The sequence below is a fragment of the Pseudomonas vranovensis DSM 16006 genome, from assembly GCF_000425805.1.
Taxonomy (GTDB): domain Bacteria; phylum Pseudomonadota; class Gammaproteobacteria; order Pseudomonadales; family Pseudomonadaceae; genus Aquipseudomonas; species Aquipseudomonas vranovensis.
In genome coordinates this window covers 117669-142902 of the sequence record NZ_KE384459.1, presented here as the reverse complement: position 1 = coordinate 142902, position 25234 = coordinate 117669, and the positions used below count along the sequence as shown (strand labels likewise).

At 61.5% G+C, this 25234-nt stretch carries 17 protein-coding genes; 11 read left to right on the top strand and 6 right to left on the bottom strand.

The genetic code is table 11. From position 1 onward, the window contains the following. Positions 1-13: 13 nt before the first annotated feature. Positions 14-1360 carry a hypothetical protein gene (locus H621_RS0126530; protein WP_028946278.1) on the bottom strand — a complete coding sequence of 449 codons (1347 nt, stop codon included), beginning with the start codon at positions 1358-1360 and terminating at the stop codon, positions 14-16. A gap of 236 nt (positions 1361-1596) precedes the next feature. Here H621_RS0126530 and H621_RS0126525 point away from each other — a divergent pair, with 236 nt between their 5' ends. The 3 genes from H621_RS0126525 (at position 1597) to H621_RS0126515 (ending at position 6141) form a co-directional block, all read left to right on the top strand. After that, positions 1597-3069, top strand: a complete 1473-nt coding sequence (locus H621_RS0126525) for a sensor histidine kinase (protein ID WP_028946277.1) — start codon at positions 1597-1599, stop codon at positions 3067-3069. Positions 3070-3242: 173 nt separating this feature from the next. Beyond that, complete coding sequence (locus H621_RS0126520) at positions 3243-4739, top strand: sensor histidine kinase (protein WP_028946276.1); 1497 nt, start codon at positions 3243-3245, stop codon at positions 4737-4739. Next, positions 4708-6141, top strand: a complete 1434-nt coding sequence (locus H621_RS0126515; RefSeq protein WP_028946275.1) for a sigma-54-dependent transcriptional regulator — start codon at positions 4708-4710, stop codon at positions 6139-6141. Before H621_RS0126520 ends, H621_RS0126515 begins: the two co-directional genes overlap by 32 nt. Before the next feature lie 66 nt (positions 6142-6207). Here the strand turns inward: H621_RS0126515 and H621_RS0126510 are convergent, their stop codons facing one another. From H621_RS0126510 to H621_RS0126495, 4 genes are all read right to left on the bottom strand, one after another. Beyond that, positions 6208-6522, bottom strand: coding sequence for a hypothetical protein (locus H621_RS0126510; protein WP_028946274.1), 315 nt, complete (start codon positions 6520-6522; stop codon positions 6208-6210). Positions 6523-6601: 79 nt separating this feature from the next. Continuing rightward, a complete protein-coding gene (locus tag H621_RS0126505; RefSeq protein ID WP_028946273.1) occupies positions 6602-7792 on the bottom strand; it encodes a hypothetical protein in 1191 nt (396 codons plus the stop codon). An 83-nt stretch (positions 7793-7875) separates the two neighbouring features. Further along, complete coding sequence (locus H621_RS0126500) at positions 7876-8343, bottom strand: VOC family protein (protein ID WP_028946272.1); 468 nt, start codon at positions 8341-8343, stop codon at positions 7876-7878. A 108-nt stretch (positions 8344-8451) separates the two neighbouring features. After that, complete coding sequence (locus H621_RS0126495; RefSeq protein ID WP_028946271.1) at positions 8452-10071, bottom strand: NADP-dependent glyceraldehyde-3-phosphate dehydrogenase; 1620 nt, start codon at positions 10069-10071, stop codon at positions 8452-8454. Between the two features lie 139 nt (positions 10072-10210). Here H621_RS0126495 and H621_RS0126490 point away from each other — a divergent pair, with 139 nt between their 5' ends. Continuing rightward, complete coding sequence (locus tag H621_RS0126490; RefSeq protein ID WP_028946270.1) at positions 10211-12448, top strand: putative bifunctional diguanylate cyclase/phosphodiesterase; 2238 nt, start codon at positions 10211-10213, stop codon at positions 12446-12448. Positions 12449-12451: 3 nt separating this feature from the next. On the opposite strand, the gene H621_RS0126485 is transcribed toward H621_RS0126490, so the two are convergent. Continuing rightward, positions 12452-13387 carry a LysR substrate-binding domain-containing protein gene (locus H621_RS0126485; protein WP_028946269.1) on the bottom strand — a complete coding sequence of 312 codons (936 nt, stop codon included), beginning with the start codon at positions 13385-13387 and terminating at the stop codon, positions 12452-12454. 146 nt (positions 13388-13533) lie between these two features. Here H621_RS0126485 and H621_RS0126480 point away from each other — a divergent pair, with 146 nt between their 5' ends. The 7 genes from H621_RS0126480 (at position 13534) to H621_RS27670 (ending at position 25233) form a co-directional block, all read left to right on the top strand. Beyond that, the gene (locus tag H621_RS0126480) at positions 13534-14910 is read left to right on the top strand and encodes an L-serine ammonia-lyase (protein WP_028946268.1); all 1377 of its coding nucleotides are present in this window, start codon (positions 13534-13536) and stop codon (positions 14908-14910) included. A gap of 127 nt (positions 14911-15037) precedes the next feature. After that, positions 15038-16408, top strand: coding sequence for a sigma-54 interaction domain-containing protein (locus H621_RS0126475; protein ID WP_028946267.1), 1371 nt, complete (start codon positions 15038-15040; stop codon positions 16406-16408). Positions 16409-16571: 163 nt separating this feature from the next. Next, a complete protein-coding gene (locus tag H621_RS0126470; RefSeq protein ID WP_028946266.1) occupies positions 16572-17720 on the top strand; it encodes an iron-containing alcohol dehydrogenase in 1149 nt (382 codons plus the stop codon). 51 nt (positions 17721-17771) lie between these two features. Continuing rightward, positions 17772-18578, top strand: coding sequence for an N-acyl homoserine lactonase family protein (locus H621_RS27680; RefSeq protein WP_036990454.1), 807 nt, complete (start codon positions 17772-17774; stop codon positions 18576-18578). Between the two features lie 131 nt (positions 18579-18709). Continuing rightward, a complete protein-coding gene (locus H621_RS28360) occupies positions 18710-19261 on the top strand; it encodes a hypothetical protein (RefSeq protein ID WP_084168062.1) in 552 nt (183 codons plus the stop codon). 240 nt (positions 19262-19501) lie between these two features. Next, the gene (locus tag H621_RS27840) at positions 19502-21202 is read left to right on the top strand and encodes a response regulator (RefSeq protein ID WP_051270756.1); all 1701 of its coding nucleotides are present in this window, start codon (positions 19502-19504) and stop codon (positions 21200-21202) included. A gap of 209 nt (positions 21203-21411) precedes the next feature. Continuing rightward, positions 21412-25233: an MBG domain-containing protein gene (locus H621_RS27670; RefSeq protein ID WP_051270754.1), complete on the top strand. Its 3822-nt coding sequence runs from the start codon at positions 21412-21414 to the stop codon at positions 25231-25233. The last annotated feature ends 1 nt before the right edge of the window (position 25234 follow it).

Here is a 25234-nt window from a genome sequence, read left to right as displayed (position 1 = left end):
GGCGAGATGATGTTCATGGCACGAGCACCACTTCTTCGCTGTCGCTACCGCCATTGCCGCTGGTCACCGTGACCCTGGCTGGCGGGAGAGGCGAAAGCCCGGTGGTAAGGGTCTTGACCGCGCCATTGCCGCTCAAGGTGCCGATCGGGGCGCCATTGCCAGTGGTGGCGGTGAGCACTGGCGGGCTGGTTTCATCACTGGTCGAGGCGACCAGGGTCAATTGCCCGCCGTTCAGGCTGAACTCGGCGCGCTGGATCACTACAAGGTCAGTCAGCGGCATCGTCAGGGTGGTGGGAGTGCTGCTGGGGATCGCCAGTTGGTTGTCGGCGGTCACTTGCAGGTCCAGCGGCAGGGCAGGGTTCAAGGCGGACTGGCCGTACCAGGCACCGGTGCTGTTGGCTTCGGTGAGCGTCAGGTTCGGGGTCTGGCTGATCAGCGTGGCGGTACCGGGAGGTGGTGGGGCTAGCACGAAGACATCCTGCTGGGCGCGCAGATCGCCGTTTTCACTGTGGCGCGAGTAGGTGCTGCGCTGGGCGATGACCGGGGTGGGTCGAATCACCTCCGACAGTTTGCCGGATACCGAAAACAGCTCGGTGCGCAAGTCGATGCCGTTGGGCCCTTCAATGCGCACGAAGTTGGTGTTGAACGGGCTGCCGGTGACGGCTTCCTCCAGGTTCGGGTCGCCAATGAAGCGCTCGCTGGCACCAGTGGCCGGGTTGGTCTCGGTGTAAGGGCCACCGACGCCACGCAGGAACGGACCGACATCGCCCTTGAGAGCACCGGTATAGGTTTTCGGCGAGCCGATGCCAATGTCGCGAGTCATGTTGATCGCCCGGCGTCCCGCTGCCGGTACGTCGAAGACTTCGACGCCATACGGGTGGGTGACGATGTAGGTACCTGCGGTCGGTACATCGACGCGGATACGGACCCGGGCGAAGCTGACTTGCTCGCCTTCTTTTACTTCCTCGGCGGCAAACGCCGCTTCGATAGCGGTGCCGTAGCTCAGGTCTATGCCGCGGGCAGCATCGACAATCGCGGCATCGGCGGTGAACCAGAAGGTTTCATCGGGGTAGTTGGTGGGAAAGCTGATCGGCTGGGTGTCATCGAACACCCCGGGTGCCGGGTTGAGCACACACATGTACGATGGGGCGCCGGGGGCGCCGCCAACCCGTGAACTGACGGCCTTGGTCAGGCACAGGTCGAGAACTCGACCGTGGGTGTCCTGATACCAGGCGGCGAAACCGCCGGTTGCGGGGAGGTAGGGCCCGGGGTCTACTTCATACAGCGCGGCCTGGGCGGGTGCCTGGATCAGGCTTGCCATGATCAGCAAAGCCAGCGGGTGGGGCGTTGGACGGTGCATGAGTCTTCCCTCTTGCAATCGGGCCCATAGGACTTGGGTCGTCTGCACGAAGCTCGGCAACTTCCGTACCAGAATTGTCAAACACGCCTGGCGCAAGGCCTGCGGGGCATTCGAAGGCGTTTTCGACGCTGCAGCGCCGGGGCCGATGACCCAGGGTTGGGGGCGATTGGGGGAACAGCGCGGGGTAATGACGGGAACTGGGCTATAACCTTAGAACGCATCTGCCGGAGTTCGCGATGGACTTGCAATCACGCCTGGATTCGCCGCCCCTGCAAGAAGCCAACCACCCCGCAGGCACTGGCACGCGGCCCTTCAACCTGCTGCGTTGGTATGCCTTCGTCAGCCTGGCGATCATCCTTTCGGTGGCAGTGGGCCTGGGGCTGATATCCAGCCGCTTCGTGATCAACGAGAGCGTCGAGCGCGATGCGCTGCTGACGGCGCAGTTCATCCAGGCAATCGCCTTGGCCGAGGTGCGCCATGTGTCCATCCCCAATGTGCGCACCATGGGCGAATTGCTCGACCCGCGCCTGGACCAGAGCTTTCCCGATGTCGATCCCCAGGCCCGGCGCAGCGCCCGGGGCGAGTTTCTCGATCATGTGGCCAACTTGCCCGATATGCTCCTGGCCAACATCTATGCGCCGGATCGCATGGTGATCTGGTCGAGCAACCCGGCGCTGGTGGGCAAGATGATCGAGTCCGATGACGACCTGGAGACGGCCTTCGAAAACAAGGTGCGGGTCTCGGCCAGTTATCACGACGTGGACCAGGCGCGCAGCGAGCAGAAGTTCATTACCCCGCCCGAGCAGCTGTTCATCGAGAACTACATCCCGTTGTTCGATGCCGAGGGCGAAAACGTCACTGCCATGGTGGAAATCTACAAGGAGCCTCGCGACCTGATCCTGCGTATCGAGCGAGGCCTGCTGTTGATCTGGCTGGCGGTCGCGGTGGGCGCGACGCTGGTCTACGGCGGGCTTTACTGGCTGATGTATCGCGCCAATCGTCAACTGGCGGTGCAGCAAAAACGCTTGATCAATAACGAGACCTACGTGGCGCTGGGCGAGATGTCCTCGGCCGTTGCCCACAGCCTGCGCAACCCGCTGGCGAGTATTCGCTCCAGTGCCGAACTGGCCCAGGAGTTCGAGGAAGGCCCGGCCCAGAAGAACATCGGCGACATCATCAGCCAGGTCGATCGCATGTCGCACTGGGTACGCCAATTGCTGCAGTCCTTGCGCCCACTCAACGATGAGCCCGCGCCGGTGGAGCTTGAGCGGGTACTGCAAGACAGCCTTCAGGCCTTCGCCCTGCCGGTCAAGCGCCAGGGCATCGAGGTCAAGGTAGACGCGCTGGGGGGTGTGCAGGTGCTCAGCCAGGCGGTGCTGCTGGGGCAGATCTTCAACAGCCTGATCGCCAACGCGCTGGAGGCAATGGCTGAAGGCGGCACCTTGCGTATCGAGCAGGTCAGTTGCAGCCGCAAGGCCTTGATCCTGCGCGTGTGTGACAGTGGCAAGGGCATGGCCGAGGAGCAGTTGCGCATGGCCATGAAGCCCTTTTTCACCACCAAGCAAGGCGGGCTGGGTGTGGGCCTGGTGCTGGTCAAGCGGATCATGGAGCGCTTTGGTGGCGCTGTGCGCCTGACCAGCAGCGAGGGCGAGGGCACCTGCGTACAATTGACCTTCCGTGTGGTTCACGAACGGCCTGCCAAAGAATGACACCGCGAGGATTCCCCTACTTTGGGGGCACGGCCCGGCGGGTGGTGGAGCAGTAGAGACCGACTAAAGGCAAAATACTATCACTGGGCGAATGGCCATAAGAATTGATGTAAAACGCTGGAACCTGACTGCGCTATAAGTTCTAAGAAAATGCAGCCCGCCAGGAAAACCCGATGCAGGTGCTGAACAAGAAACTGGCCGATGAGGGCCGCGACACGCAATCCATTCCCAACCGCAATTTGCGCGAGTTCAACCTGCTGCGCTGGTTTTCCGTGGTCAGCCTGTTGATCATCGCCACTGTGGCGATCGGCCTCGGCTATGTCTCGACGCGCTTCGTGGTCAACGACAGCGTCGAGCGCGATGCCATGCTCACCGCCCAGTTCATCCAGGCCATGGCCAAGGCCGAAGTGCGTCACTCACGCCTTCCACCGGGCACCACCATGGCCGAGTTGCTCGACCCACGCCTGGATGGCCAGCATGCCCACGTCAGTGCCGGCCTGGCAGCGGCCACCCGCAACGAGTTTCTCGACCATGTCGAGCACCTGCCCGACACTTTGCTTAGCAATGTCTATGCCCTGGACCGGACCATCGTCTGGTCCACCAACCCGCAGCTGATCGGCAAGAAGATCGACGCCGATCATGACCTCGACGAGTCGTTCAATTCACAGGTGCCGGTGTCCGCCAGCTACCACAAGGCCAATGAGGACCGCGAAGAACAGAAGTTTCTGCGTGAACCCGAGTACCTGTTCATCGAGAACTACATCCCCATGTTCGACGACAGTGGCACCAAGGTGCTGTCGATGGTGGAGGTGTACAAGGAGCCCCAGGACCTGGTGCGGCGCATCCAGCGTGGCTATGTGCTGATCTGGACCTCGACCCTGCTGGGCGGTGCGCTGATCTACTTCGGCCTGTTCTGGATCGTACGCCGCGCCGCGAGCCTGTTGCAGACCCAGCAACGGCAACTGGTGGCCAGCGAAACCTTCGTCGCCCTGGGCGAAATGTCCTCGGCCGTGGCCCACAGCCTGCGCAACCCCCTGGCCACGATCCGCTCCAGCGCCGAGCTTGCTCAGGAGATTGCCAGCGACCGCTCGCAGAAGAATATCGGCGACATCATCAGCCAGGTCGACCGTATGTCACGCTGGGTGCGCGAGCTGCTGGTGTCGTTGCGGCCCTTGAAGGATGATGCCGAAGCAGTCGACCTGGTGGCTGCCGTCGAAGACACCTGCAATGCCTTCGCCCAGCAGATCGAGCGCAACCAGGTGCTACTGCAGGTCAGCTTGCCGCCCTCGGCTCAGGTGGTGAGTCAGCCGGTATTGCTCACACAAATCCTCAACAGCTTGTTTTCCAATGCCCTGGAGGCCATGCCCGGCGGTGGGCAGTTGAGCCTGGAGGTGCTTGAAATCACCGGTGAACGCAAGGTCCAGCTAACCTTGAGTGATACCGGCAAGGGCATGAGCGAGCAACAGGAGCGCATGGTCTTCAAACCGTTTTTTACCACCAAGCAGGGCGGCCTAGGGGTCGGCTTGGTGCTGGTCAAGCGCATCATGGAACGATTTGGCGGCTCAATCACCTTGAGCAGCCGCGAGGAGGAGGGAACCCGTGTATGCCTGATCTTTAATGTTGCGTCGGGAGGGGACCATGGAGCACAGCATCCTGGTAGTGGAGGATGATGAAATCCTCGCTGAGAACATCCAGACCTATCTGGAACGTAAAGGCTTTGAAGTCACCGTTTGCCACAGTGCCGAACAGGCGCTGGACCAGTTGCAGCAGTGCCAGCCTGATGCGGTCCTGACCGACAACTCGCTGCCTGGCATGAGCGGCCATGAGTTGATCAAGGCCCTGGCGGAACGGGCGCCCGAGCTCAAGGTGATCATGATGACCGGCTACGGCAACGTCGAGGATGCCGTGCTGGCGATGAAAGAGGGCGCTTTCCACTACCTGACCAAACCGGTGGTGCTGGCCGAGCTCAAGTTGATGCTCGACAAGGCTCTGGCGGCGGAGCGCATGGAACGCACCTTGTCGTTCTACCAGGAGCGCGAGGCGCAGAAGTCCGGCGGCCAGTCCTTGATCGGCGAATCGCCGGCCATGCTCGGGCTCAAGCACACCCTCAGGCAATTGCTCGACGCCGAGCGGCGCATGGCCAGCGGCGACCTGCCGCCGGTGTTGGTTGAAGGCGAAACCGGTACCGGAAAGGAACTGGTAGCCCGTGCCCTGCATTTTGACGGCGTGCGCAGCAAGGGGCCGTTCATCGAGTTCAACTGCGCCTCGATCCCGGCCAACCTGCTGGAGGCGGAACTGTTCGGCCATGAAAAAGGCGCCTTCACCGATGCCAAGGACCGCCGGGTTGGCCTGGTCGAAGCGGCTGATGGCGGCACCCTGTTTCTGGATGAAATTGGCGAAATGGACCTGGTATTGCAGGCCAAGCTACTGAAACTGCTGGAAGACCGCACCATCCGCCGTATCGGTGCAGTCAAGGAACGCAAGGTCGACTTGCGCATCATCAGCGCGACCAACTGCAACCTTGAGCAGATGGTGCAGCAGGGCAAATTCCGTCGCGACCTGTTCTTCCGGCTGCGCATCATCTCGATCAAAGTGCCCAGGCTGTATGCCCGAGGCGAAGACATTCTGCTGTTGGCCCGGCATTTTCTGGCCCTGCATGGCAAGCGCTATGGCAAGACCCACCTGTACTTCAGCCCCGAGGCCGAAGAGTTGATGCTCAACTACAGCTGGCCGGGCAACGTGCGTGAGCTGCGCAACATGCTCGAGCAGACCGTGCTGCTTGCACCGGACGAGGAAATTGCCCCGCATCAACTCAATGTCTGCATGAGCCTGGTGGACGAACCGCTGGACGTGCCGATGGTGCCTGCGCATGCCCATGAGCTGCAAGGCAGTGCGGAAATTCCGGGCACCACCAGTTTGCCGGAGGTGGAACGCGACATGGTCCGCAAGATGCTCGACCGTACCGACTGGAACGTCACCAAGTCGGCGCGGTTGCTGGGGTTGAGCCGGGATATGCTGCGTTACCGTATCGAGAAACTGGGGTTGACGCGGCCAGACAAGCGGCAGTGGTAGACGCGGTCCTAACCCTGTGTAGCCGCTGGCGACAGCCTGCGATCGGCCACGTAGCGGTCGTACTGCCTAGTAGCTGCCTGTCCCGGTTCCACCCTCCCTGCCGTGATCGCCATTCTCCGACCCCGTTCCATCGCGGGGCTCACGCCGGGTGCCATCGGTCTCGACACCGCCCTGTCGGCCGTTGTCATTGCCTTGGGTTCGAGGGTCGGTGCCGTTGGGCAGCGGGGTATCGGTGGGATTGGTGCCCGTGTTGACCCCCGGCAGCGCCGGTGTCGCCGGAGCAGTGTCGGGGTTGGGGTTGGTGGGGCCTGTACTGCCGGCAAAAGCCTGGGTGCCGAGCAAGGCGGTGAATATCAGGGCGGCAAGTGCGCTGCGGGTCATGGCCAAACTCCTTTTCATGAACTGTCCAGACATTGGGCCGCCACACTCGCCCGGGGTGCGATGCAGGCGACCAGCGGCGCTACTCGCGCCCGCGCATGAAGAACCCCGCGACGTATTTGCGGAAGGTATCCAGGCTCTTGAAGTCGGCATAGCGCTTGAATGTCTCGCCTTCGGGCTCCGGCCCCAGCGGCTGCTCGGTCAGTGAAATCGACAGCACCCGGTCCTGGTCGGCACTCAGTACCAGGGTATCCATACCCTGGCTGCCGATCACCGGACGGCGCATGATCACCCTCACGCCCTTGCTGGCCATCCAATCGATCAATGAGACGAGCATCTTCAGTGGCTCGCGTTCCTCGTCGCGATACACCGGGAAAAACTGGCCGCGCGACAGCACCGGCACGCTGGCGACATGGATCAGTTCATAGAAGTGGCTGCCGGCGGTGGCGGGGGAGTAGATCGCCAGGGCCAGCAACGGACCCGGGGTCTTGCTGCCACCCCAAAGCAGGTGATGGCCCTGGAAGTCGAAGCCGTCTTCGCTGCGCTCGTTGTACACCTTGCGGGTCTTGATCTGATTGACGCAGTCGAGCATCAGCCCGTAGCGACGATGGTTGCCAAAGGCGCTGGAGTCACGCAGCCGGGCCTTGAGCATCATCATGTGCTTCATGTCCAGGCGGGTTTCCAGGTAGTTGCTGGCAGGAACGCGTTCGATCAGCGGGTAGCGGCTGGCCACGTTGCGCAGTTCGGCGAACTGGCTGGTGAGGTCTTTTTTCAGGTGGGTGGCATAGACGTTCAGGCCACTGGCCTCGATCAGGGTCAACAGCAGCGACAACAGGCGCTGCTGCTCGCGCTTCTCACCGCCGCTGCCTTCCTGGCCCGTGCCGGCGGTGGCGCGCGAAAACTCACCGATCAGGCGCAGTGGCGTATCGGGGGGGAGCCAGGTGGCGGGCAGGCTGTCGACATCCTCGGCACGCCCGGCTTCGCGCTCATCCTTGATGAACACACAGTCGGGGTCATGCTCGGCGGTACCGGGATTGTTCTTCAAGAACAGCGTGCCGGTGTTGCTGTTGAGGTTGACGTTGAGTATCGGCATCGCCTGGGGCAGGCAGTCACAGGCCAGCCAGTGCCCGGCGGCGCGGACCTTGAGCAGCAGTTGGTTGGCTTGCAGCAGGCGCGGACCCTCCAGGCTGCCCTGCACAAAGCCGCGCAGCAGGTCGTCCTCGGCGGGGGTGAGGGTGCGCACCAGCGCGGCGTTCTTCTCGATGATTCTCATGGACAATCCTGGCCAGCCTTCCTGTGCCTGCCACCTTAATGCAAAGCCCGGCTGGCGGCCATTCGCCCGCCGGGCATTCGAGGCTACTGCCCGGCGAACAGTTTCGCTGCGCGGGCGCGGATTTCTTCCACCGTGAGGTCTTCCTTGTGGGTGGAGACGAACCACAGGTTGCCGAACGGGTCTTTCAGGGTGCCGCTGCGGTCGCCGTAGAACTGGTCTTGCACGGCACTGACCTGGGTGGCACCGGCCTTGATGGCCTGGGCATAGCGTGCATCGACATCCTCGACATACAGGTGCAGGCCAATGGCAGCGCCGCCCAGTGACTGGCTGCTGGTCAGCCCGCCGGCCTGGTCGCAGGGGTCGGCGAGCATGATCGAGGAGTCGCCGATCTTCAGCTCTGCATGACCGACGCGGCCGTCGGGGCCGTCGAGGCGAAACATCTCGACCGCACCGAACGCGGCCTTGTAGAAGTCGATGGCTTTGGCGGCATCCTTGATGCCCAGGTAGGGGGTGATGCTGTGTTGTCCTTCGGGGATTGGTTTGACGGCCATTTTATAGATCCTCCTTAAAAGCGCCGTGGGTTAATGGCGCGAAACTGTATGCTTGTACAGTTTCGGCCATTGGGCAAATCAAAATCTTCGGCGCTGGACGGACGGCAACTAGAAAATGTAGTCGGTGGTCAGGAAGCTCGAATCGCGGTTGCGGATGATGTCGCTGATCAATTGCTTGTTGCTCTCCTGGAACTTGGTGGCCACCAGGGTACGGATCGAGAACACCCGCAGCGCATCGTGAACCGAGAGGGTGCCTTCGGCGGAGTTCTTGCGCCCGTTGAATGGGTAGGTGTCCGGACCACGCTGGCACTGGGCATTGAGGTTGATACGCCCGACCTGGTTGGCGAAGGTGTCGACCAGGCGGCCGACCTCGGCCGGGCTGGTGCCGAAGATGCTCAGTTGTTGACCGAAGTCCGAGTCGAGCACGTAGTCGATCACCGTCTGCAGGTCGCGGTAAGGCACTACCGGCACCACCGGGCCGAATTGCTCCTCCTGGTACACGCGCATCCGGGCATTCACCGGGTACAGCAGCGCCGGGTAGAAGAACGAGCCACGGCTGGCTCCGCCGCCTTCATTGATGACCCGGGCGCCTTTGTCGATGGCATCGGCCACCAGGCCATTGAGGTAGTCGATTTTGCCGGCTTCCGGCAGCGGCGTCAGGCTCACGCCCGGTTCCCAGGGCATACCCGGCTTGAGCGCAGCCAGCTTGCGCTGGAACTTGTCGAGAAAGCTCTCGACCACGGCCTCATGCACGAACAGGATCTTCAGCGCCGTGCAACGCTGGCCGTTGAACGACAGGGCACCCGTGACGGCTTCGTTGACAGCGTTGTCCAGGTCGACCTCGGGCAACACGATCCCCGGGTTCTTGGCGTCCAGGCCCAGCGCCGCGCGCAGGCGGTGCGGGCGTGGGTGGAGCTTTTTCAGGTCGCTGGCGGCCTTGTTGGTACCGATGAAGGCGAACACATCCACCTTGCCGCTGGCCATCAATGCGCTGACGGTTTCGCGGCCGCGGCCATAGATGACGTTGATCACGCCGGCCGGGAAGCTGTCGCGGAAGGCTTCGAGCAGCGGGCGAATCAGCAGCACGCCGAACTTGGCCGGTTTGAACACCACGGTGTTGCCCATGATCAGCGCCGGGATCAGGGTGGTGAAGGTCTCGTTGAGCGGGTAATTGTAAGGGCCCATGCACAGCGCCACGCCCAATGGCGCGCGGCGAATCTGGCCGAGGGTGTCCTGTTCCAGCTCAAACCGGCTGGAGCGCCGGTCCAGCTCCTTGAGCGCGCCGATGGTGTCGACGATGTAGTCGCAGGTACGGTCAAACTCCTTTTCCGAGTCCTTGAGGTTCTTGCCGATTTCCCACATCAGCAGCTTGACCACGGCAGTGCGCTGTTCGCGCATCCTGGCCAGGAAGGTCTCGACGTGCAGGATACGCTCGGCAACGCGCATCGTCGGCCAGGCGCCACGGCCCTTGTCGTAGGCCTGTACGGCGGCGTCCAGGGCGGTGAGGGCGGTGTCGGCATCGAGCAGCGGCGTTTTACCGAGGATCACTTGTGTTTCCTGATCGCCTTCCTTGAGCCAGACCGGGCTGCGTACCGTGGCCAGGGGGCCGTCCCAGCGCTGCAACTGGCCGTTGACCAGGTACTCCGTTTGCTCCAGCGGCTCGCCCAGGCGGTACGCCTCGGGGATCTCGTTGGCGGTGGGAAAGAGCGAATCGAGCAGACGGTCCATGGGCGCAGCACCTCTTTTTCTATAATGGGTGAAACGTTTCAGTTTGAGCATAACGCCAGCGCGCTAAAAAAAGCCAGCCTCGCTCAATTTTGCGTCCAGAACGCCGATAACGCATAAAGCCTGCGCAAATAATGGACCTATGAGCACAAGAATCCTCGCCCTTGATGACAGTCTGGTCCTGCCCAGGAGTCTGCGCTCCACCCTCAATCGCCTGCTGCCGATCGGCTTTGCCCTGATCGGCATCGGCTTATCGGTAGCGCTCGGCCGCCTCGATGTGCAGCGCCAGGAAAGCGAAGTGATCGCCAATGCCAGTGCGCGCTTATCCGGTGTGCGTGCTGCGCTTGAGGCCCAGTTGCGCTCGGCGTTTGGCGAGACCGAAGGCATCGCCCAGCTCATCAGCGCCGACGGGCAGATTACTCCCGAGCACTTTCACGACATGGCCCGCCAGGCCATCGCCTCGGTACCGCACATTCGCCATATCTCCATCGCACCCGGCGATGAAGTTATCGATGTCTACCCACTGCACGGCAACCAGAGCCTGATCGGCGTCGACTACCGCCACCTGCCGGCTCAATACCCGTTGCTCCAGCGTGCGCGAGAGCATTACAGCCCGGTGCTGGCCGGGCCGTTGCAGCTGTACCAGGGCGGACGCGGGCTGATCTACCGGCGACCGGTGTTTCTCAAGGGCCATAAAGGCGTAAAGCTGTACTGGGGCAATGTCTCCATCGTTGCCGACATCGACCGCCTGCTGAGCGCCGCGGGGCTGGACCTGGACCCGGGTTTCGAGCTGGCCCTGCGCGGTGCCGACGGCCAGGGCGCGGTGGGCGGGATGATCTGGGGCGACCCGCTGTTGTTCGAGCGCCATCCGGTCACCGTCAATGTCGATGTGCCCGGTGGGCTCTGGCAACTGGCGGCCAGCCCCCTGGGTGGCTGGCCGTCGATGAGCCTGTTCGCCTCGCCGTTGTTCCTGTTCGCCCTGACATGCACGGGGCTGTTCAGCCTGTTCGTTGCCCAGCTTAACCGCAGCAACCACCTGATCAATTTACGCAATCGCGAACTCAAGCAGTCCCAGGCGCAACTGGAGCGGTTGGCGCATTATGACGCCATCACCGGATTGCCCAATCGCTTGCTGTTCCAGCAGCGCTTGTGCAGCGCCATCGTCGATACAGAATCCCTGGCGGTGCTGTTGCTGGATATCGATGGCTTCAAGCAGGTGAACGACAGCCTCGGCCATCACATGGGCGATCTGCTGTTGCAGCAGGCGACGGCGCGCTTTGCCCGAATGATCGGCCCTGGCGACTGCGTATGCCGCCTGGGCGGCGATGAGTTCGCCTTTTTTCTGGTCGGCACCGAATCGTCATGTGTGGCCCGGGTGCAGGGCCTGCTGCAAACACTGCAACAGCCCTTCGAACTCAATGGCAACACGGCCTTGGTTACCGGCAGCATCGGCCTGGCCTGGTACCCGGCCCACGGATACAGCGACGATGAACTGCTGCGCCATGCCGACACGGCGATGTACGCGGCCAAGGAAAGCGGCCGCAATGCCTGGCGCCGTTACCACCCGGACATGACCCTGCGCCTGCAGCAGCAACTGTGCCTGGAGCGCGCCTTGCGGCGTGCCTTGCAGCACAACGAGTTCGAACTGTGGTACCAGCCCAAGGTCGATCTGTTCAGCGGTCGTGTCGAGGGGGCCGAAGCGTTGCTGCGCTGGCATGACCCCGAGCACGGGCTGGTGTCGCCTGCCGAGTTCATCCCCCTGGCCGAACGCAGCGGGCTGATCATCCCGTTGGGCGAGCGGGTGTTGGAGCTGGTGTGTGCGCAGTTGGCCGCCTGGCGCAGTGCCGATTGCCTGCCAGGCCCGGTGGCGATCAACGTGGCGGCCTTGCAGATCGAGCGCAGCGACTATGTCGCCAGCCTGACCCAGGCCCTGCAGCGCTTCGACTTGCAGCCGAGCATGCTCGAGGTGGAGATCACCGAAAGCCTGTTAATGGAAAGCCAGCAACACGCCTGTGCAGTGCTGGCGCAGTTGCAGCACCTGGGCGTGGCCACGGCGGTGGACGATTTCGGCACCGGCTACTCGTCGCTGGCGTACCTGAAGATGCTGCCGATCGATCACTTGAAGATCGACCGCGCCTTCATCAAGGACCTGCCGGGCGATGACGACGGCGTGGCGATTACTCGGGCAATCATCGACCTGGGGCATGCCCTGGGTTTTCGCATCACTGCCGAGGGCATCGAAACCCGCGAGCAATACGAATTCCTGCGCAACGCCGGGTGCGACCACGGACAGGGTTACCTGATCGGCCGGCCGATGCCCGCCCAGCAGTTCAATCAATGGTTGCGTACAGCCCAGGTAGAGCGCGAACGGCCGGGTTGATCGTTATGTCGGCGTGTGCAGGGTGCGGAAGCCGCCTGCTTCCTCCACCAGCCAGTCGTGTACCGCCCGCACGCCGGGATGCGCCAGGCCGCCGGGCGGGTAGTGCAATACATAGCGCTTGTGGTTGGCGATGGCCGAGCCGAACGGCACGATCAGCGCACCGCGCTCGAGCTCGTCATTGAGCAGGGTGCGCCGGGCAATCGCCACGCCAATCCCGGCAATGGCCGCCTCGATGGTCAAATGATTGCGGTTGAAGGTATGGCCGCGGCGTACATCCAGGTCGCCGGCGCCGATTCCCTGCAGGTAGAACTCCCATTCCGCGAACTCGGAACTGCCGCGCCAGGCGGTAATGTCGTGCAGCAATGGATAGTGCGCAAGGTCCGCTGGCCCATGCAGCGGCGGGCGGCCGCGAAGCAGGGCCGGGGAGCAGACCGGGAAGATCTGCTCATCGAGCAGCGGCGTTGAATGCATGCCCGGGTAACTGCCGTCGTTGAGGTCGATGGCCAGGTCGAAGTCGCCCTCGTGCAGGGCCTGGCTGCTGTCTTCGGCCACCAGGCGCAACTGGATATCCGGGTAGCGTTGCTGCAGGCGCGGCAGGCGCGGGGTCAGCCACTTGGCCAGGAATGAGGGGATCGAGCGCAGGCGCAGGGTGCCGCGAATCTCGCCGGCATCCAGGCGGCGCAATTCGGCATCGATGCTGCCATAGGCTTCGCTGACCGTCTGCGCCAGGCGCTGGCCTTCGGCCGTCAGTTCCACGCCACGGGCGCGGCGCAAGAACAGGCGAAAGCCCAGGCGCTCTTCCAGTTGTCGGATTTGTTGGCTCACCGCACCGGGTGTGATGTGCAGTTCTTCGGCGCAGCGGGTGAACGACAGGTGCCGCGCCGCACAGGAAAACACGTGGAGCCAGACATACATCTGGCCATTCATCTGTCGTCTCATTGTTTAGTGCTGCTAAAGGCTTGCTTAGAAAGATTCGTTGGTCAATGCCACGGTGACCGGGCAGTATCGCGCAACTTCGCGACACCCATCAATTTTTTCACAACGCCGCAGGGTGACAGTCGTCGCTTGAGCGTGCAGGCATTAGCATGGCTATCAGTGTTTTCGACCTTTTCAAGATTGGTATCGGGCCGTCCAGCTCCCATACCGTAGGCCCGATGCGGGCGGCTGCCACCTTTGCCAGGGCTTTGCGCGAGCAGGGCCTCCTGGAACAGGTGAGTCGGGTGGAGGTTCGCCTGTATGGCTCGCTGTCGGCCACCGGCGTGGGCCATGCCACCGACCGCGCTTGCCTGCTGGGCCTGATGGGCCAGTGGCCGGACCAGATCGACCCGCACAGCATCGAGCCGCGCATTGCGCAATTGAACGCCAGCCAGACGCTGCTGCTCGACGCCAGCCACGCGATTGCCTTCGAGTGCAGCCGTGATCTCTTGCTGCTCGAAGAAAGCCTGCCGTACCACCCCAACGCCATGACCCTGGAAGCCAGCAGCGAGAACGGTTGCCTGCTGCAGCAGACCTACTACTCGGTGGGCGGTGGCTTTATCGTCGAGGCCGCGCAGATCGGCCAGGCACAGGACACCGCCGAGCAGGTGCAGTTGCCCTACGATTTCGACAGTGCCGCGCAGTTGCTGGCGCTGTGCAAGCAGCACCAGTTGCGCGTCAGTGAGCTGATGATGGCCAACGAGTGCGCCTGGCGCCCGGAGGCCGAGGTGCGCAGCGGCTTGCTCAAGCTCTGGGCGGCCATGCGCGAGTGTGTCGACAACGGCTTGCGCAACGAGGGCATCCTGCCGGGCGGGCTGAACGTCAAGCGCCGTGCCGCCAAGTTGCACCGCAGCTTGCAGGAACTGGGCAAGCCCAACGTGATCGGCTCGACCCTGAGTGCCATGGAGTGGGTCAACCTGTTTGCGCTGGCGGTCAACGAAGAGAACGCCGCCGGCGGGCGCATGGTGACCGCGCCTACCAATGGCGCCGCGGGCATCATCCCCGCCGTGCTGCACTACTACATGAAGTTCAACCCCGAGACCTGCGACAACGACATTGTCGACTTCCTGCTCAGCGCCGCTGCCGTGGGCATCCTGTGCAAGAAAAACGCCTCGATCTCGGGTGCCGAAGTCGGTTGCCAGGGCGAGGTGGGGTCTGCCTGTGCCATGGCCGCGGCGGGGCTGGCAGACGTGTTGGGCGCAACGCCCATGCAGGTGGAAAACGCCGCCGAAATCGCCCTTGAACACAACCTGGGCTTGACCTGCGACCCGGTCGGGGGCCTGGTCCAGGTGCCTTGCATCGAGCGCAACGCCATTGCTGCGGTCAAGGCTATCAACGCCGTGCAGATGGCCCTGCGCGGTAACGGCGAACACTTCATCTCGCTGGACCGGGTGATCCGCACCATGCGCGACACCGGCGCCGACATGCATGCCAACTACAAGGAGACCTCGCGCGGCGGCCTGGCGGTTGCCTTCGTCGAGTGCTGAACCCCCGGTAGGCGCGGGCGTGTCCCGCGGTAGCATGGCTTCACGCCTGCCGCTATCTCTGAAAGTGTAGGGTCACTGCGCGAGCAAACGTCTTACACTAACGTTTTTGCTAGCTCAGAGCGTCGCTGTGAACTTCACTGATCAAACCTTCGATACGATTCTGAACGCACTGCACGACGGTGTTTACATCACGGATGGGGTAGGAATTACCGTTAAGGTAAACAGCGCGTACGAGCGTCTGACTGGACTGCAGAGCGATCAGCTCATTGGACGCAGCATGCACGACCTGGTACGCGACGGTGTCGTTTCGCAATCCGCATCCTTACGCGTACTCCAGCAAGGCGCTCCGGTTTCCGTTATGCAGAGCCTCAGTAACGGGAAGAAGCTGCTGGTGAGCGCAACACCTATTTTCCAGGATCGTCGCATCAGCTACGTCGTCAGCGCCGTACGTGACATGACCGAGCTTCTGCGCATGAAGCATGAAAGGGATGAACTCGCTGGGCTCAAGAAGCTGCGTCAGAGCACAGCGCAGTTGAATGCTGGAAAATATGAAAAACTGGCTCAATCTTCGCTGGTCTTTGACCAGGCGCAAACAGGCCCGCTTTTCGCACAGGCACGACGTGTAGCAGGCAGTGACGTGAAGGTGCTGCTGTTAGGGGAAACCGGTGTCGGCAAAAGCCTCGTCGCTCAGTACATCCACAATGCCAGCGCTCGGGCTAAGGAACCTTTCATACCGCTCAATTGCGGAGCAATGCCAGAAAACCTGATCGAGGCGGAGTTGTTTGGCTACGCGCCAGGGGCGTTCACTGGCGCAGCGGCCAAAGGGAAGCGGGGGCTCCTAGAGCTGGCAAATCACGGAACGTTGTTCCTTGACGAAATTGGCGATCTTCCATTGTCGCTTCAGGTCAAGCTTCTGAAGGTTATCGAGGACAACCAGTTCATACCAGTGGGTGGGCTTGAATTGCGCGAAGTAGATGTCCGAATCATAAGCGCCACCCACCATGATTTGCGACAGAGGGTAGGGCAGGGGTTGTTCCGTGCTGACCTGTACTATCGACTGAACGTGGTGCCCATCCACATTCCCGCGCTTCGTGAGCGTGCCGGAGAGATCTCCACGCTGTTGGAGCATTACCTAAGGCAGTTCAACGAGCGCTATGAGCGCAACATGACGTGGGGGCTAGAGACCCTGGATCTGCTCTGCGAGTATGCATGGCCTGGAAATATTCGCGAATTGATCAACCTGGTCGAGCGTTTGGTAGTTGTCTGCGAAAGTGACACGATTGAGGCCTTGGATCTCCCTGAGGAAATTCTCAACCTTCACGATGATCGCTTGAATCAGAATCGCCTGCCGCTGCGCAAGGTTCTAGAAAATGCAGAGCGGATCGCGATTCTTTCAGCAATGCGCGTACACAAGACCACGCGCCTAGCAGCCAAAGCGCTCGGGGTAAGCCAGGCAACCATCGTCCAGAAGATGAAACGCTGGGAGAGGTCTGATTAGGTTTCTGATCGACAGCCGTTTTTCCGATTGAAATCGTGATCGCTAGCCGTGTCTGAGGCTAGCAGAAACGAGGCAAAGCCCAGCAAACACGGGCCTTTCAAGAATTTGGCACAGGTTTTGTTATCTCTTGGCTCATCTCAAATAAAAAAACGAGGACGAGCCGATGAGTGTTTCTGCCTTTCAAATCGCCAATAAACTCCTGACTGGCGCCAGCGCGGTTGAACACCTGGACGCTGAGTTGACCCGGCTGAAAGTTAATAATCCATTAATCGTGACCGATGCGATCCTGGTCAAGTCGGGCACCGTTGACCTCGCCTTGGCCCACCTGGGTGGCCGTCGGTATGGCCTCTATGACCACGTTCAACCAGAGCCTGAAATCAGTTTGGTCGAAGATTGTACCCGCGCCTTTCGCGAGGGTGGCCATGATGGGCTCATTGGGCTGGGCGGTGGAAGTGCTATCGACATCGCGAAAGGTGTCGCGGCCTTCGCAGGACATGACGGCACCCTGGCCGAGCTGTTCGGCGTCGATCAAGTAAGCCGCAAGGGACCTCCGCTGATCGCGATTCCTACTACTGCCGGCACGGGTTCGGAGGTCACTAACGTGGCGATCTTCTCCGACAAAAAAGCGCAGCTCAAGAAAGGCATTGTGAGCAACTACCTGCTGCCTGACGTTGCTCTCGTGAGTCCAGTTATGACGCGCACTTGCCCGCGTAGCGTAACCGCTGCCAGCGGTGTCGATGCGCTTGTGCATGCGATCGAAGCGTACCTTTCGATCAATCGCTCGCCGATCACCGATGCCATTGCGCTCGGCGCCATCAAGTTAATTGCCCGCGCTTTGCCTAAAGCGTATGCCAACCCCGATGATCTTGTTGCTCGGGAAGACATGGCTACGGCGAGCCTGATGGGCGGCATGGCGTTTGGAAACGCAGGCGTGGGGGCAGTACATGCGCTGGCCTATCCGCTGGGGGGGCGCTTCAACATAGCACACGGCGTTAGCAACGCTTTGCTGCTGCCCTATGTAATGCGCTGGAACAAGCTTGCCTGTACGGAGCGTCTTCGCGACGTCGCTCAGGCAATGGGCGTGAATATCGCCGGTTTAAGCGATAGTCAGGCTGCAGACGCCAGTGTCGATGCGATGGCTGAACTGTGTGCTGCCGTAGACATTCCCACCGGCCTTCGCGCTTTCAACGTTCCGCAGGACGCTTTGGCACCGATGGCCGAGGAGGCCAGCACGATTGATCGGTTGATGCGCAATAACCCCCGCAAACTCACGCCTGCAGATATCGAGGCGATCTACCGGGCTGCCTGGTAACTACCTGATAAATCGGGCAGGCTGACCATCATCACGTAAAGGGCTATTGCGATGGAAGACGTTAAATTATATGCAATGACATGTGGCTGGATCACGATGCCTTATGGTTTTTTTATGGCGGGTGAAACAGGTGATCTCGCTATTCCAGTGCCGTGCTATTTAGTCGAGCATCCTAAAGGTACTGTGTTGTTTGATACGGGCCTTGAGTTGCCTTTGCAATCGAGCGATCCAGACGTGGTCAAAAAATCACTGGGGGTTTTTGCTGATTTAACCACGGTTAATTTTGTACCGGGTGAGGATGTAGCTAAACGCTTGGAAGCGTTCGGTGTCGACCCATTGAAAATTAATTTTATCATTAACTCTCACCTGCATTTCGATCATTGTGGGGGTAATGCGTGTATCCCTAATGCACGATTGGTTATTCAAAAGCGTGAGTGGGAAGCGGCTAAGAATGAGGAAAATATTGAAAAAGAAATATATGCACCTCGCCATTATGATTTAGGTCACGACCGCCTCGAAATTGATGGCGAACATGATCTGTTTGGTGATGGTTCGGTTGTACTGATTCCTAGTTTTGGGCACACACCCGGGCACCAGTCACTGAAAGTCAATGTAGAGGGTAAAGCGGTCGTCATTACTGCAGATGCGTGCTACTTAAAGGCCTCTCTTGAAAAGATGACACTCCCCGATGCCATGGTGGTCAATGATGCTCAAGGAATGATTAATAACTTTAATTTGTTTAAGCAGCTAAAGTCCAAAGGCGCATTTGTACTCTATGGGCATGACCCAGAGCAGTCGAAATTACTGACGGATGGTTCAATTCGAAGAATCAGTTCAGCCACCCTGGCGAGTCTGTAATGAAAGGTGTGAATCATTAGAAATGATTGTTCATGCTGACGGTGCTTGAGCGTTCAAGTGAACGTAAACAATCCCTGTTTTATCACAGGGTTCAAACAAATTTTTAACGTAAAATATAATAAGGAATAAATATGAAGCCTGTAATGAAAGCATCGTTGTTTTTGGCTGCTGGGATGGCCGCCACCCACGTTTTTGCAGCGCCTGCTCAAACGCATTTGCCCGATAGCTGTGCAAAAGATGCGAAGGGGAATTATAGCCAGGCGTTTGATGTTCCCTGTCAGGCGCTGGACCGATTCTTAACCACATTCAACGCTAAAGATGAACGGGCGTGGGCCAAGACATTGAACTACCCACACGTGCGTATGTCGGGTAACCAAGTCACTGTTTGGGAAACACCTGAGGCGTATGCAAAAGACCAGAACTTGCAACAGCTTTCCAAGGCCATTGGATGGGAAAATACACGTTGGAATTACCGGTATGTTGTTCAGTCCGGCAGTGACGGGAAAGGCAATGCAAACAAGTATCATGTCGCGCTTTCGTTCACGCGTCTGGATAAAGCTGGAACACCTATTCCTGGTCATACGTTTGACTCTTTCTACATTATTACAAGTGTAGATGGCCACTGGGGCGCTCAATTCAGATCCAGCATGGCGGGTTCATTGCATGGGGCATCGGCTTATTGAAGTAGCTGTGCCGGTATAATATACCTTGGCCAAAAGTTGGAGCCTCCCGCTCCAACTTTTAATTCCACCACGTTCCAGATGATGGCGATACATTCCATCGGCCTGATTACCCTGTCGGCGATTCTCTACTCCTTCCTCGCCTGACCCACTGAGGCGCCGGGGGTGTGAGCACCGCGCCCGGCGCTGCGAATGCAAGGCCATGCACTACGCTGTAGCGGATACTTCGCAGGAGCGATGGCCATGCACACAATCGTGATTGCAGACGAGCAACCCTTGCTGCGCGCCGCCGTGCAAGCCTTGCTCGATGCCCAAGGCCACCTGGTGGTGGCGGCCCTGGACAACGGCGCCGAAGCCCTGCAGCAGGCGCTGGCCCTGGAGCCCGAGCTGCTGATCCTGGACCTTGCACTGCCCAGGCTGGGCGGGCTGGAAGTGATCCGCCGCCTGCATCAACGGCAAAGCCCCACCCGCACCCTGGTACTGACCGCGCAATGCACCGAGCACATTGCCGGCTTGTGCCTGCAGGCGGGCGCCTCGGGCTTCGTCAGCAAGCTTGAAGCGGTGGAGGAGCTCGGCGATGCCGTGCGCACCTTGCTGCGCGGCCGGGCGTGGTTCCCGGTCAGAAGCCTGGGCAGCGTTGCTGCACCGCAAGGCCTGCAGGCCGAAGACGAGCAACTGCGCAACTTGTCGCCTCGGGAGCGTACCGTGCTGCAGTACCTGGTCAATGGTCGCAGCAACAAGGACATCGCCGACGAACTGAGCCTGAGCGACCGTACGGTCAGTACCTACAAGGCGCGATTGCTGCAAAAGCTCAATGCCGGCTCGCTTGCCGAACTGCTGGAAATCGCCTGGCGCGGTGGCTTGCTCGAACGCCTGCCGGCCACCGCCGGCGCCTTGCCCGACGAAAGCCGCGACCAGTACTTTCACGCGTTGTTCGAGGCCATGCCGATGCCGGTGTGCCTGCGCGATGCCGAAGGCTACCTGCTGACCTGCAACCGGCGCTTCCTGGAAGTACTCGATACCACCCTTGAGCAAGCGGTGGGCAAGCGGGTCATCGACAGCGAACGCGTGCCCCCGCAGGAGGCCCTGCAGTTTCACCAGCAGTACCTGCAAGCGGCCGCAGCGCAGCAGCCCTACAGCCTGGAACTGGTGCTGCACGACCGGGGCCGGAAAATTGCCTTGCATCATTGGGGCGCGCCGTACCGGGATGCACAAGGGGTGCTGGTGGGCATGCTGTGCTCCTTCGTCGACATGACTGAACACGAACAGGCTTTGATCAGCCTGACCCATGCCAACGAACAGAACCTGGCGGTGAGGCGGGCGCGCCTGATGTTTCTGCACCGGGTTGGCGAGGAGTTCCGGCACATGCTGGAAATGATCGCCAGTCGCTTGCACGAGGTGGCCGCCACCTTTGAAGACAGCGCGGCCTTGCAACAGGCGCGGCAAGACACGCGGCAGATACTTGACCGCATCGGCGTACTGCTGGACCTGGCGGACCTTGAGAGTGGGACCTTGTTGCTCAGGCCGCGGGCGACCGACCTGGTGCGCCTGACCCGTGATGCACTGCAGGCGGTCACCGCCGACGGCGTCCTGAGTGCCGAGTGGCAGGCGCCGCAAGCACCGTCGCCAGCCTGGGTCGATCGTGAGCGCTACCAGCAGATTGTCGGCCTATTGCTCCGGCACTGTGGGCAGTGGGTGGCGGCGCCCTTGCAAGTAACGGCCAGCAGCGCACTGTTGGGGCATGCCGAAATGCTCTGGGAGTTGCGGATCGGTCCGCAGCCGCCCGATGCACCACTCAATGCCCCGAGCGATAGCCTGGAGCCGGCGCTGGTGTTGTGCGAGCGCCTGGCGCAATTGATGGGCGGGCAGTTGCGCTGGCACTGGCCGCCCCAGGGCGGCAACCTCCTGACCTTGCGCCTGCGCCTGCCCCAGGCCACGTCGTAGCCGCTGCCGTGAGGCTACGATTGGGCGCGAAGCGGCCACGGCTGTTGAGTGCGCGGCAGAGGCAACAGCATTGAGTCACCCTTTTCCCGGTCTGTAGTGCATCCCCTACATCACTCTCATGATCCCCTGATCCCTCGGCACTCCCCGCACGGCCAATGATTGCCTCAACCCCGCAGCCGCTTCGCTGCGTAGATTGAGGAGACTGGTCCATGAAACGATCCACCCGACTCAGCAGCCCCCAGCGCCTGGCGTTGACGCCATTGTTCCTGGCCATTGCCCTGGCAGCAGGCGATGCCATGGCCCCCCATGAACTGTTCGCCGATGAGCTGCCCCAGGGTGGCCAGGTAATTTCGGGCCAAGGCTCCATCAACCAGAGCGGGTCCACCCTGCAGATCGACACCAGTACCCCGCGCACCGGGATCAACTGGCAGAAGTTCAGCATCGGCCCTGACAACAAGGTGCATATCCAGCAGCCCGACGGCACCTCGGTGACCCTGAACCGGGTCATCGGCAGCGACCCGTCGAAGATCATGGGCGTGCTCACCTCCAACGGTCAGGTGTTGCTGCTCAACCCCAACGGCATCTGGTTTGGCCCCAATTCTCGGGTATCGACCAGTGCCTTGCTGGCCAGTGCTGGAGTCATCACCGATGAGCAGGCACGTGAGTTTGCCAACGGCGGCAAGCTGGACATTCAGCTCAAAGGCCTGGTGCGCAACGACGGCAAGATCAGCGTGTTCGACAACGGTACCGTGGCGCTGCTCGGGGCCCAGGTCGAGAACGCCGGTGTCATCCAGGCGCGCAAAGGCCAGGTCAACCTCGCCACGGGCCCCAAGGCCACCCTCGACTTTCATGGCGATGGCCTGATCAGCCTGGCCGTTGACGGCTCCCCGGCCGAGGCCAATAGCGTCGATCCCAGCCTCAAGGGCGGTGTCAGCAACAGCGGACAGATCGAGGTCGGGGAAGGCGTGGTAGCCATGAGTGCCCAACGCGCCGCCAAGCACCTGGATTCGGTGATCAGTGTCGGTGGCGCCGTGATTGCCGACTCGGTCAGCAACCAGGGCGGTACCATCGTGCTGGGCAACGCCGAGCAGACTCAGGTCAGCGGTAATCTGTCGGCCAAGGGCCGTGACGGTGGCCAGATCAGTGTGCTGGGTGATCGGGTGACCCTGGCCAGCGGTGCCCAGGTCGATGTATCCGGCAGCGCTGGCAACGGCGGCACTGCCCTGATCGGTGGCAGCTTCCAGGGCAAAGGCCCCGAGCAGGCTGCCCAGGCTACCCGGGTCGAGAAGGGTGCCCAGCTCAAGGCCGACGGCGCCCGCGAAGGTGGCAAGGTCGTGGTGTGGTCTTCAGGCAGCACCGAGTTTGCCGGCAAGGCCAGTGCCAAGGGCGGCATCAAGGGGGGCGTGGTGGAAACCTCGGGCAAGCGCCTGAGTGTCACTCGCGACGCCGCGGTGGATGCCTCCGGTGGCGCTCAATCGGGCCTGTGGCTGCTGGACCCGGACCGCATCGACATCGTCGAGGTGCCCACCGGTGACAACGTCAGCAACGCCGTGATCGCCAACAGCCTGGCCAACAACGATGTACGTATCGAGGCCCGTGAGCGCATCAACGTCAACGCCCCGATCGTTGCGCCGGTAGTGGGTAGCGGCAAGACCCTTGCACTGATTGCCAGTGGCACCGTGGGCAGCGTCACCGACTACGACAGCCAGGGCAGCGGCACTGCGCTGGACAAGGCCAAGCGCAATGACAGCGGTTCGGTTCATATCAACGCGCCGATCCTGCTCAAGGATGGCAACCTGTACGTCGCTGCCACCGGCGATGTACGCCTGAACGACCTCTCGACCCCGGCCGACAGTGGCGCTGCTGCCTACGGCAAGCGCGCGATCATCGATGTCGGCAACGGCACCATCTGGATCAAGACCGCCAACACCGCCTCGGTGATCCAGGATGCCAACACGGCGCTGATCGGTTCCAAAGTGGCCGTGCAGGGCGCCAGCGTCCTGCTCGACAGCTCCCTGAACCACGCCGGCATCCTGGCCGGCCAGGCCAGCAACGGGGTGTTCCATTTCAACCAGACCAACGCCAGCGGCGCGACCACCACCGGTACCGTGGTGGCGCCTTATTCGGGTGAAAGCATGAGTGGCGTCAGCGCCCAGCAGATCAAGTACGTGGGCTATCAAGACGTCACGGCATCGCCCGCGTCCGGGGTGGACTCTCCAGTCAACGTGACCCTGGAGCAGGGTGGTCAGCGCTTCGATTACCTGGTGTTCGAAGCTGCCGGTTTCGTCGATAGAAACGGCCAGCCCATCGACCCCAACATCCTCATGAACTACCTGGACAGCTCCGACTACCTGGTCAACGGCCTGAGCTTCACCGACAGCCACGGCGACCACTGGAAACTGATGCCCGATACCGGCAAGACTTCGCTGACCCGGGTCGAGAAAAACGGCGTCGAGGTGGGCGACTTGCCGGTCGGCTTTGCCCTGGACGCCTACAAGGGCGTAGTGATGGTCGCCAAGGACCCTCGCAATGGCACCGACGCAGGCTGGGGCGTGGACGACTACGCCATCGGCGGCGCCATGAACCAGGGCGAGATCCAGCACAACAGCCAGGACGGCACCTCCGAGCAATTGCTGGTGGCTCTGGGCGACAAGGTCACGCGCGTGGACGGCGTGCTGGCCTGGCTGATGAACGACCAGGCCTGGGCACAGCCCAAGGATGGCAAGGCGCCTTCCGGGCCGCTGCTGGAGCGGGCGCGGGTGCATTTCCTGGAAACCCAGGACGCCAGTGCCGATGCCGTCAAACTCAACGCCAACCAGGCCAAGCTGGCCGTGCAGATCGACGACGCCAGCCGCCAGTATGGTGATGCCAATCCCACCTTCAGCCATGGACCCCTGGTGCTGGCCAACCCGGCCGACAGCAACACCCAGGCCGTGCAGGCACTCGATCAGTATGTGGGAGAGCAACTGGGCGACCCACGCTTTGCGCTCGGCCTGACCCCACAGACCAACGCTACCCAGCGCTCCGATGTTGGCCGCTATGCCATCAGCGGTACTGCCAGCACCGGTGACTTCGTCAACCAGCGCTACCAGACCCAAGTGCGCGACGGTGTACTGAGCATCACTCCGGCCCCCCTGACCGTTACCGCCCGTGACCAGAGCAAGGTCTATGGCGACAGCGACCCGCACCTGGGTTACGACATGAGCGGACAGAAGTTTGACGAAACCCCGGATCAACTGCTCAACGGTGGTGCTCTGGCACGCGCCGGTGCCGGCACCCGCGCCGGCGAAAACGTCGGCCAGTACCAGATCGGCCAAGGCGAATTGCGCAGTACCAGCGGCAACTACAGCCTGACCTTCAAGGACGGCGTGCTGACCATTACCCCGGCGCCCCTGGTGATCCGTGCCGATGACAAGACCAAGGTCCAGGGCCAGGCCGATCCTGCGCTGACCCACAGTGTCGAAGGCCTCAAGTACAACGACTCGGTCGCGGTGGGCCTCAAGCGTGATCCGGGTGAAGCCGTGGGGCCTTATGCCATTCGCCAGAACGGTATCGATGCCGGTGCCAACTACCAGGTGACCTTCTATGACGGCACCTTGACCATTACCGGGCCCATGGTGCCGCCCGATGTACCTGTTGATGTACCGGGTGACGTGCCGGGTGACGTACCCGCACCGGCCAACCTGCCTGATCCTAGCGACTCGGCAGCACCGCCAACACCGCCCCAGCCCCGGGCAGAGGGCGTTGCAATCAGCGCCCAGGCACCGGGCAGCGAACGCTGCACCGCCCTGGAGTCCCCGTCGGCGGTGGTTGCGAACTACTCGGTAACCCCGGCGGTTGCCCGCACTTACGACGTTCAGCTGGTGTGCAAGCCTCGCGCCTACGGCGACAAGCAGGACCGCCTGCCAGACGTCTCCGACGTGCTGACGTATGCCAACGGCTTACTCAAAGACGGCAAATTCCAGATCCCTGACTGGAACCGCAGTGTGATCCCCCGTCACCTGGAACAGCCTCAAAAAGGAGGCAAGTAAT

Excerpts from the sequence above, each read along its gene's own strand:
- H621_RS0126530 (WP_028946278.1), bottom strand. The coding sequence starts at position 1,360 with ATGCACCGTCCAACGCCCCACCCGCTGGCTTTGCTGATCATGGCAAGC.
- H621_RS0126525 (WP_028946277.1), top strand. The coding sequence starts at position 1,597 with ATGGACTTGCAATCACGCCTGGATTCGCCGCCCCTGCAAGAAGCCAAC.
- H621_RS0126520 (WP_028946276.1), top strand. The coding sequence starts at position 3,243 with ATGCAGGTGCTGAACAAGAAACTGGCCGATGAGGGCCGCGACACGCAA.
- H621_RS0126515 (WP_028946275.1), top strand. The coding sequence starts at position 4,708 with ATGGAGCACAGCATCCTGGTAGTGGAGGATGATGAAATCCTCGCTGAG.
- H621_RS0126510 (WP_028946274.1), bottom strand. The coding sequence starts at position 6,522 with ATGACCCGCAGCGCACTTGCCGCCCTGATATTCACCGCCTTGCTCGGC.
- H621_RS0126505 (WP_028946273.1), bottom strand. The coding sequence starts at position 7,792 with ATGAGAATCATCGAGAAGAACGCCGCGCTGGTGCGCACCCTCACCCCC.
- H621_RS0126500 (WP_028946272.1), bottom strand. The coding sequence starts at position 8,343 with ATGGCCGTCAAACCAATCCCCGAAGGACAACACAGCATCACCCCCTAC.
- H621_RS0126495 (WP_028946271.1), bottom strand. The coding sequence starts at position 10,071 with ATGGACCGTCTGCTCGATTCGCTCTTTCCCACCGCCAACGAGATCCCC.
- H621_RS0126490 (WP_028946270.1), top strand. The coding sequence starts at position 10,211 with ATGAGCACAAGAATCCTCGCCCTTGATGACAGTCTGGTCCTGCCCAGG.
- H621_RS0126485 (WP_028946269.1), bottom strand. The coding sequence starts at position 13,387 with ATGAGACGACAGATGAATGGCCAGATGTATGTCTGGCTCCACGTGTTT.
- H621_RS0126480 (WP_028946268.1), top strand. The coding sequence starts at position 13,534 with ATGGCTATCAGTGTTTTCGACCTTTTCAAGATTGGTATCGGGCCGTCC.
- H621_RS0126470 (WP_028946266.1), top strand. The coding sequence starts at position 16,572 with ATGAGTGTTTCTGCCTTTCAAATCGCCAATAAACTCCTGACTGGCGCC.
- H621_RS27680 (WP_036990454.1), top strand. The coding sequence starts at position 17,772 with ATGGAAGACGTTAAATTATATGCAATGACATGTGGCTGGATCACGATG.
- H621_RS28360 (WP_084168062.1), top strand. The coding sequence starts at position 18,710 with ATGAAGCCTGTAATGAAAGCATCGTTGTTTTTGGCTGCTGGGATGGCC.
- H621_RS27840 (WP_051270756.1), top strand. The coding sequence starts at position 19,502 with ATGCACACAATCGTGATTGCAGACGAGCAACCCTTGCTGCGCGCCGCC.
- H621_RS27670 (WP_051270754.1), top strand. The coding sequence starts at position 21,412 with ATGAAACGATCCACCCGACTCAGCAGCCCCCAGCGCCTGGCGTTGACG.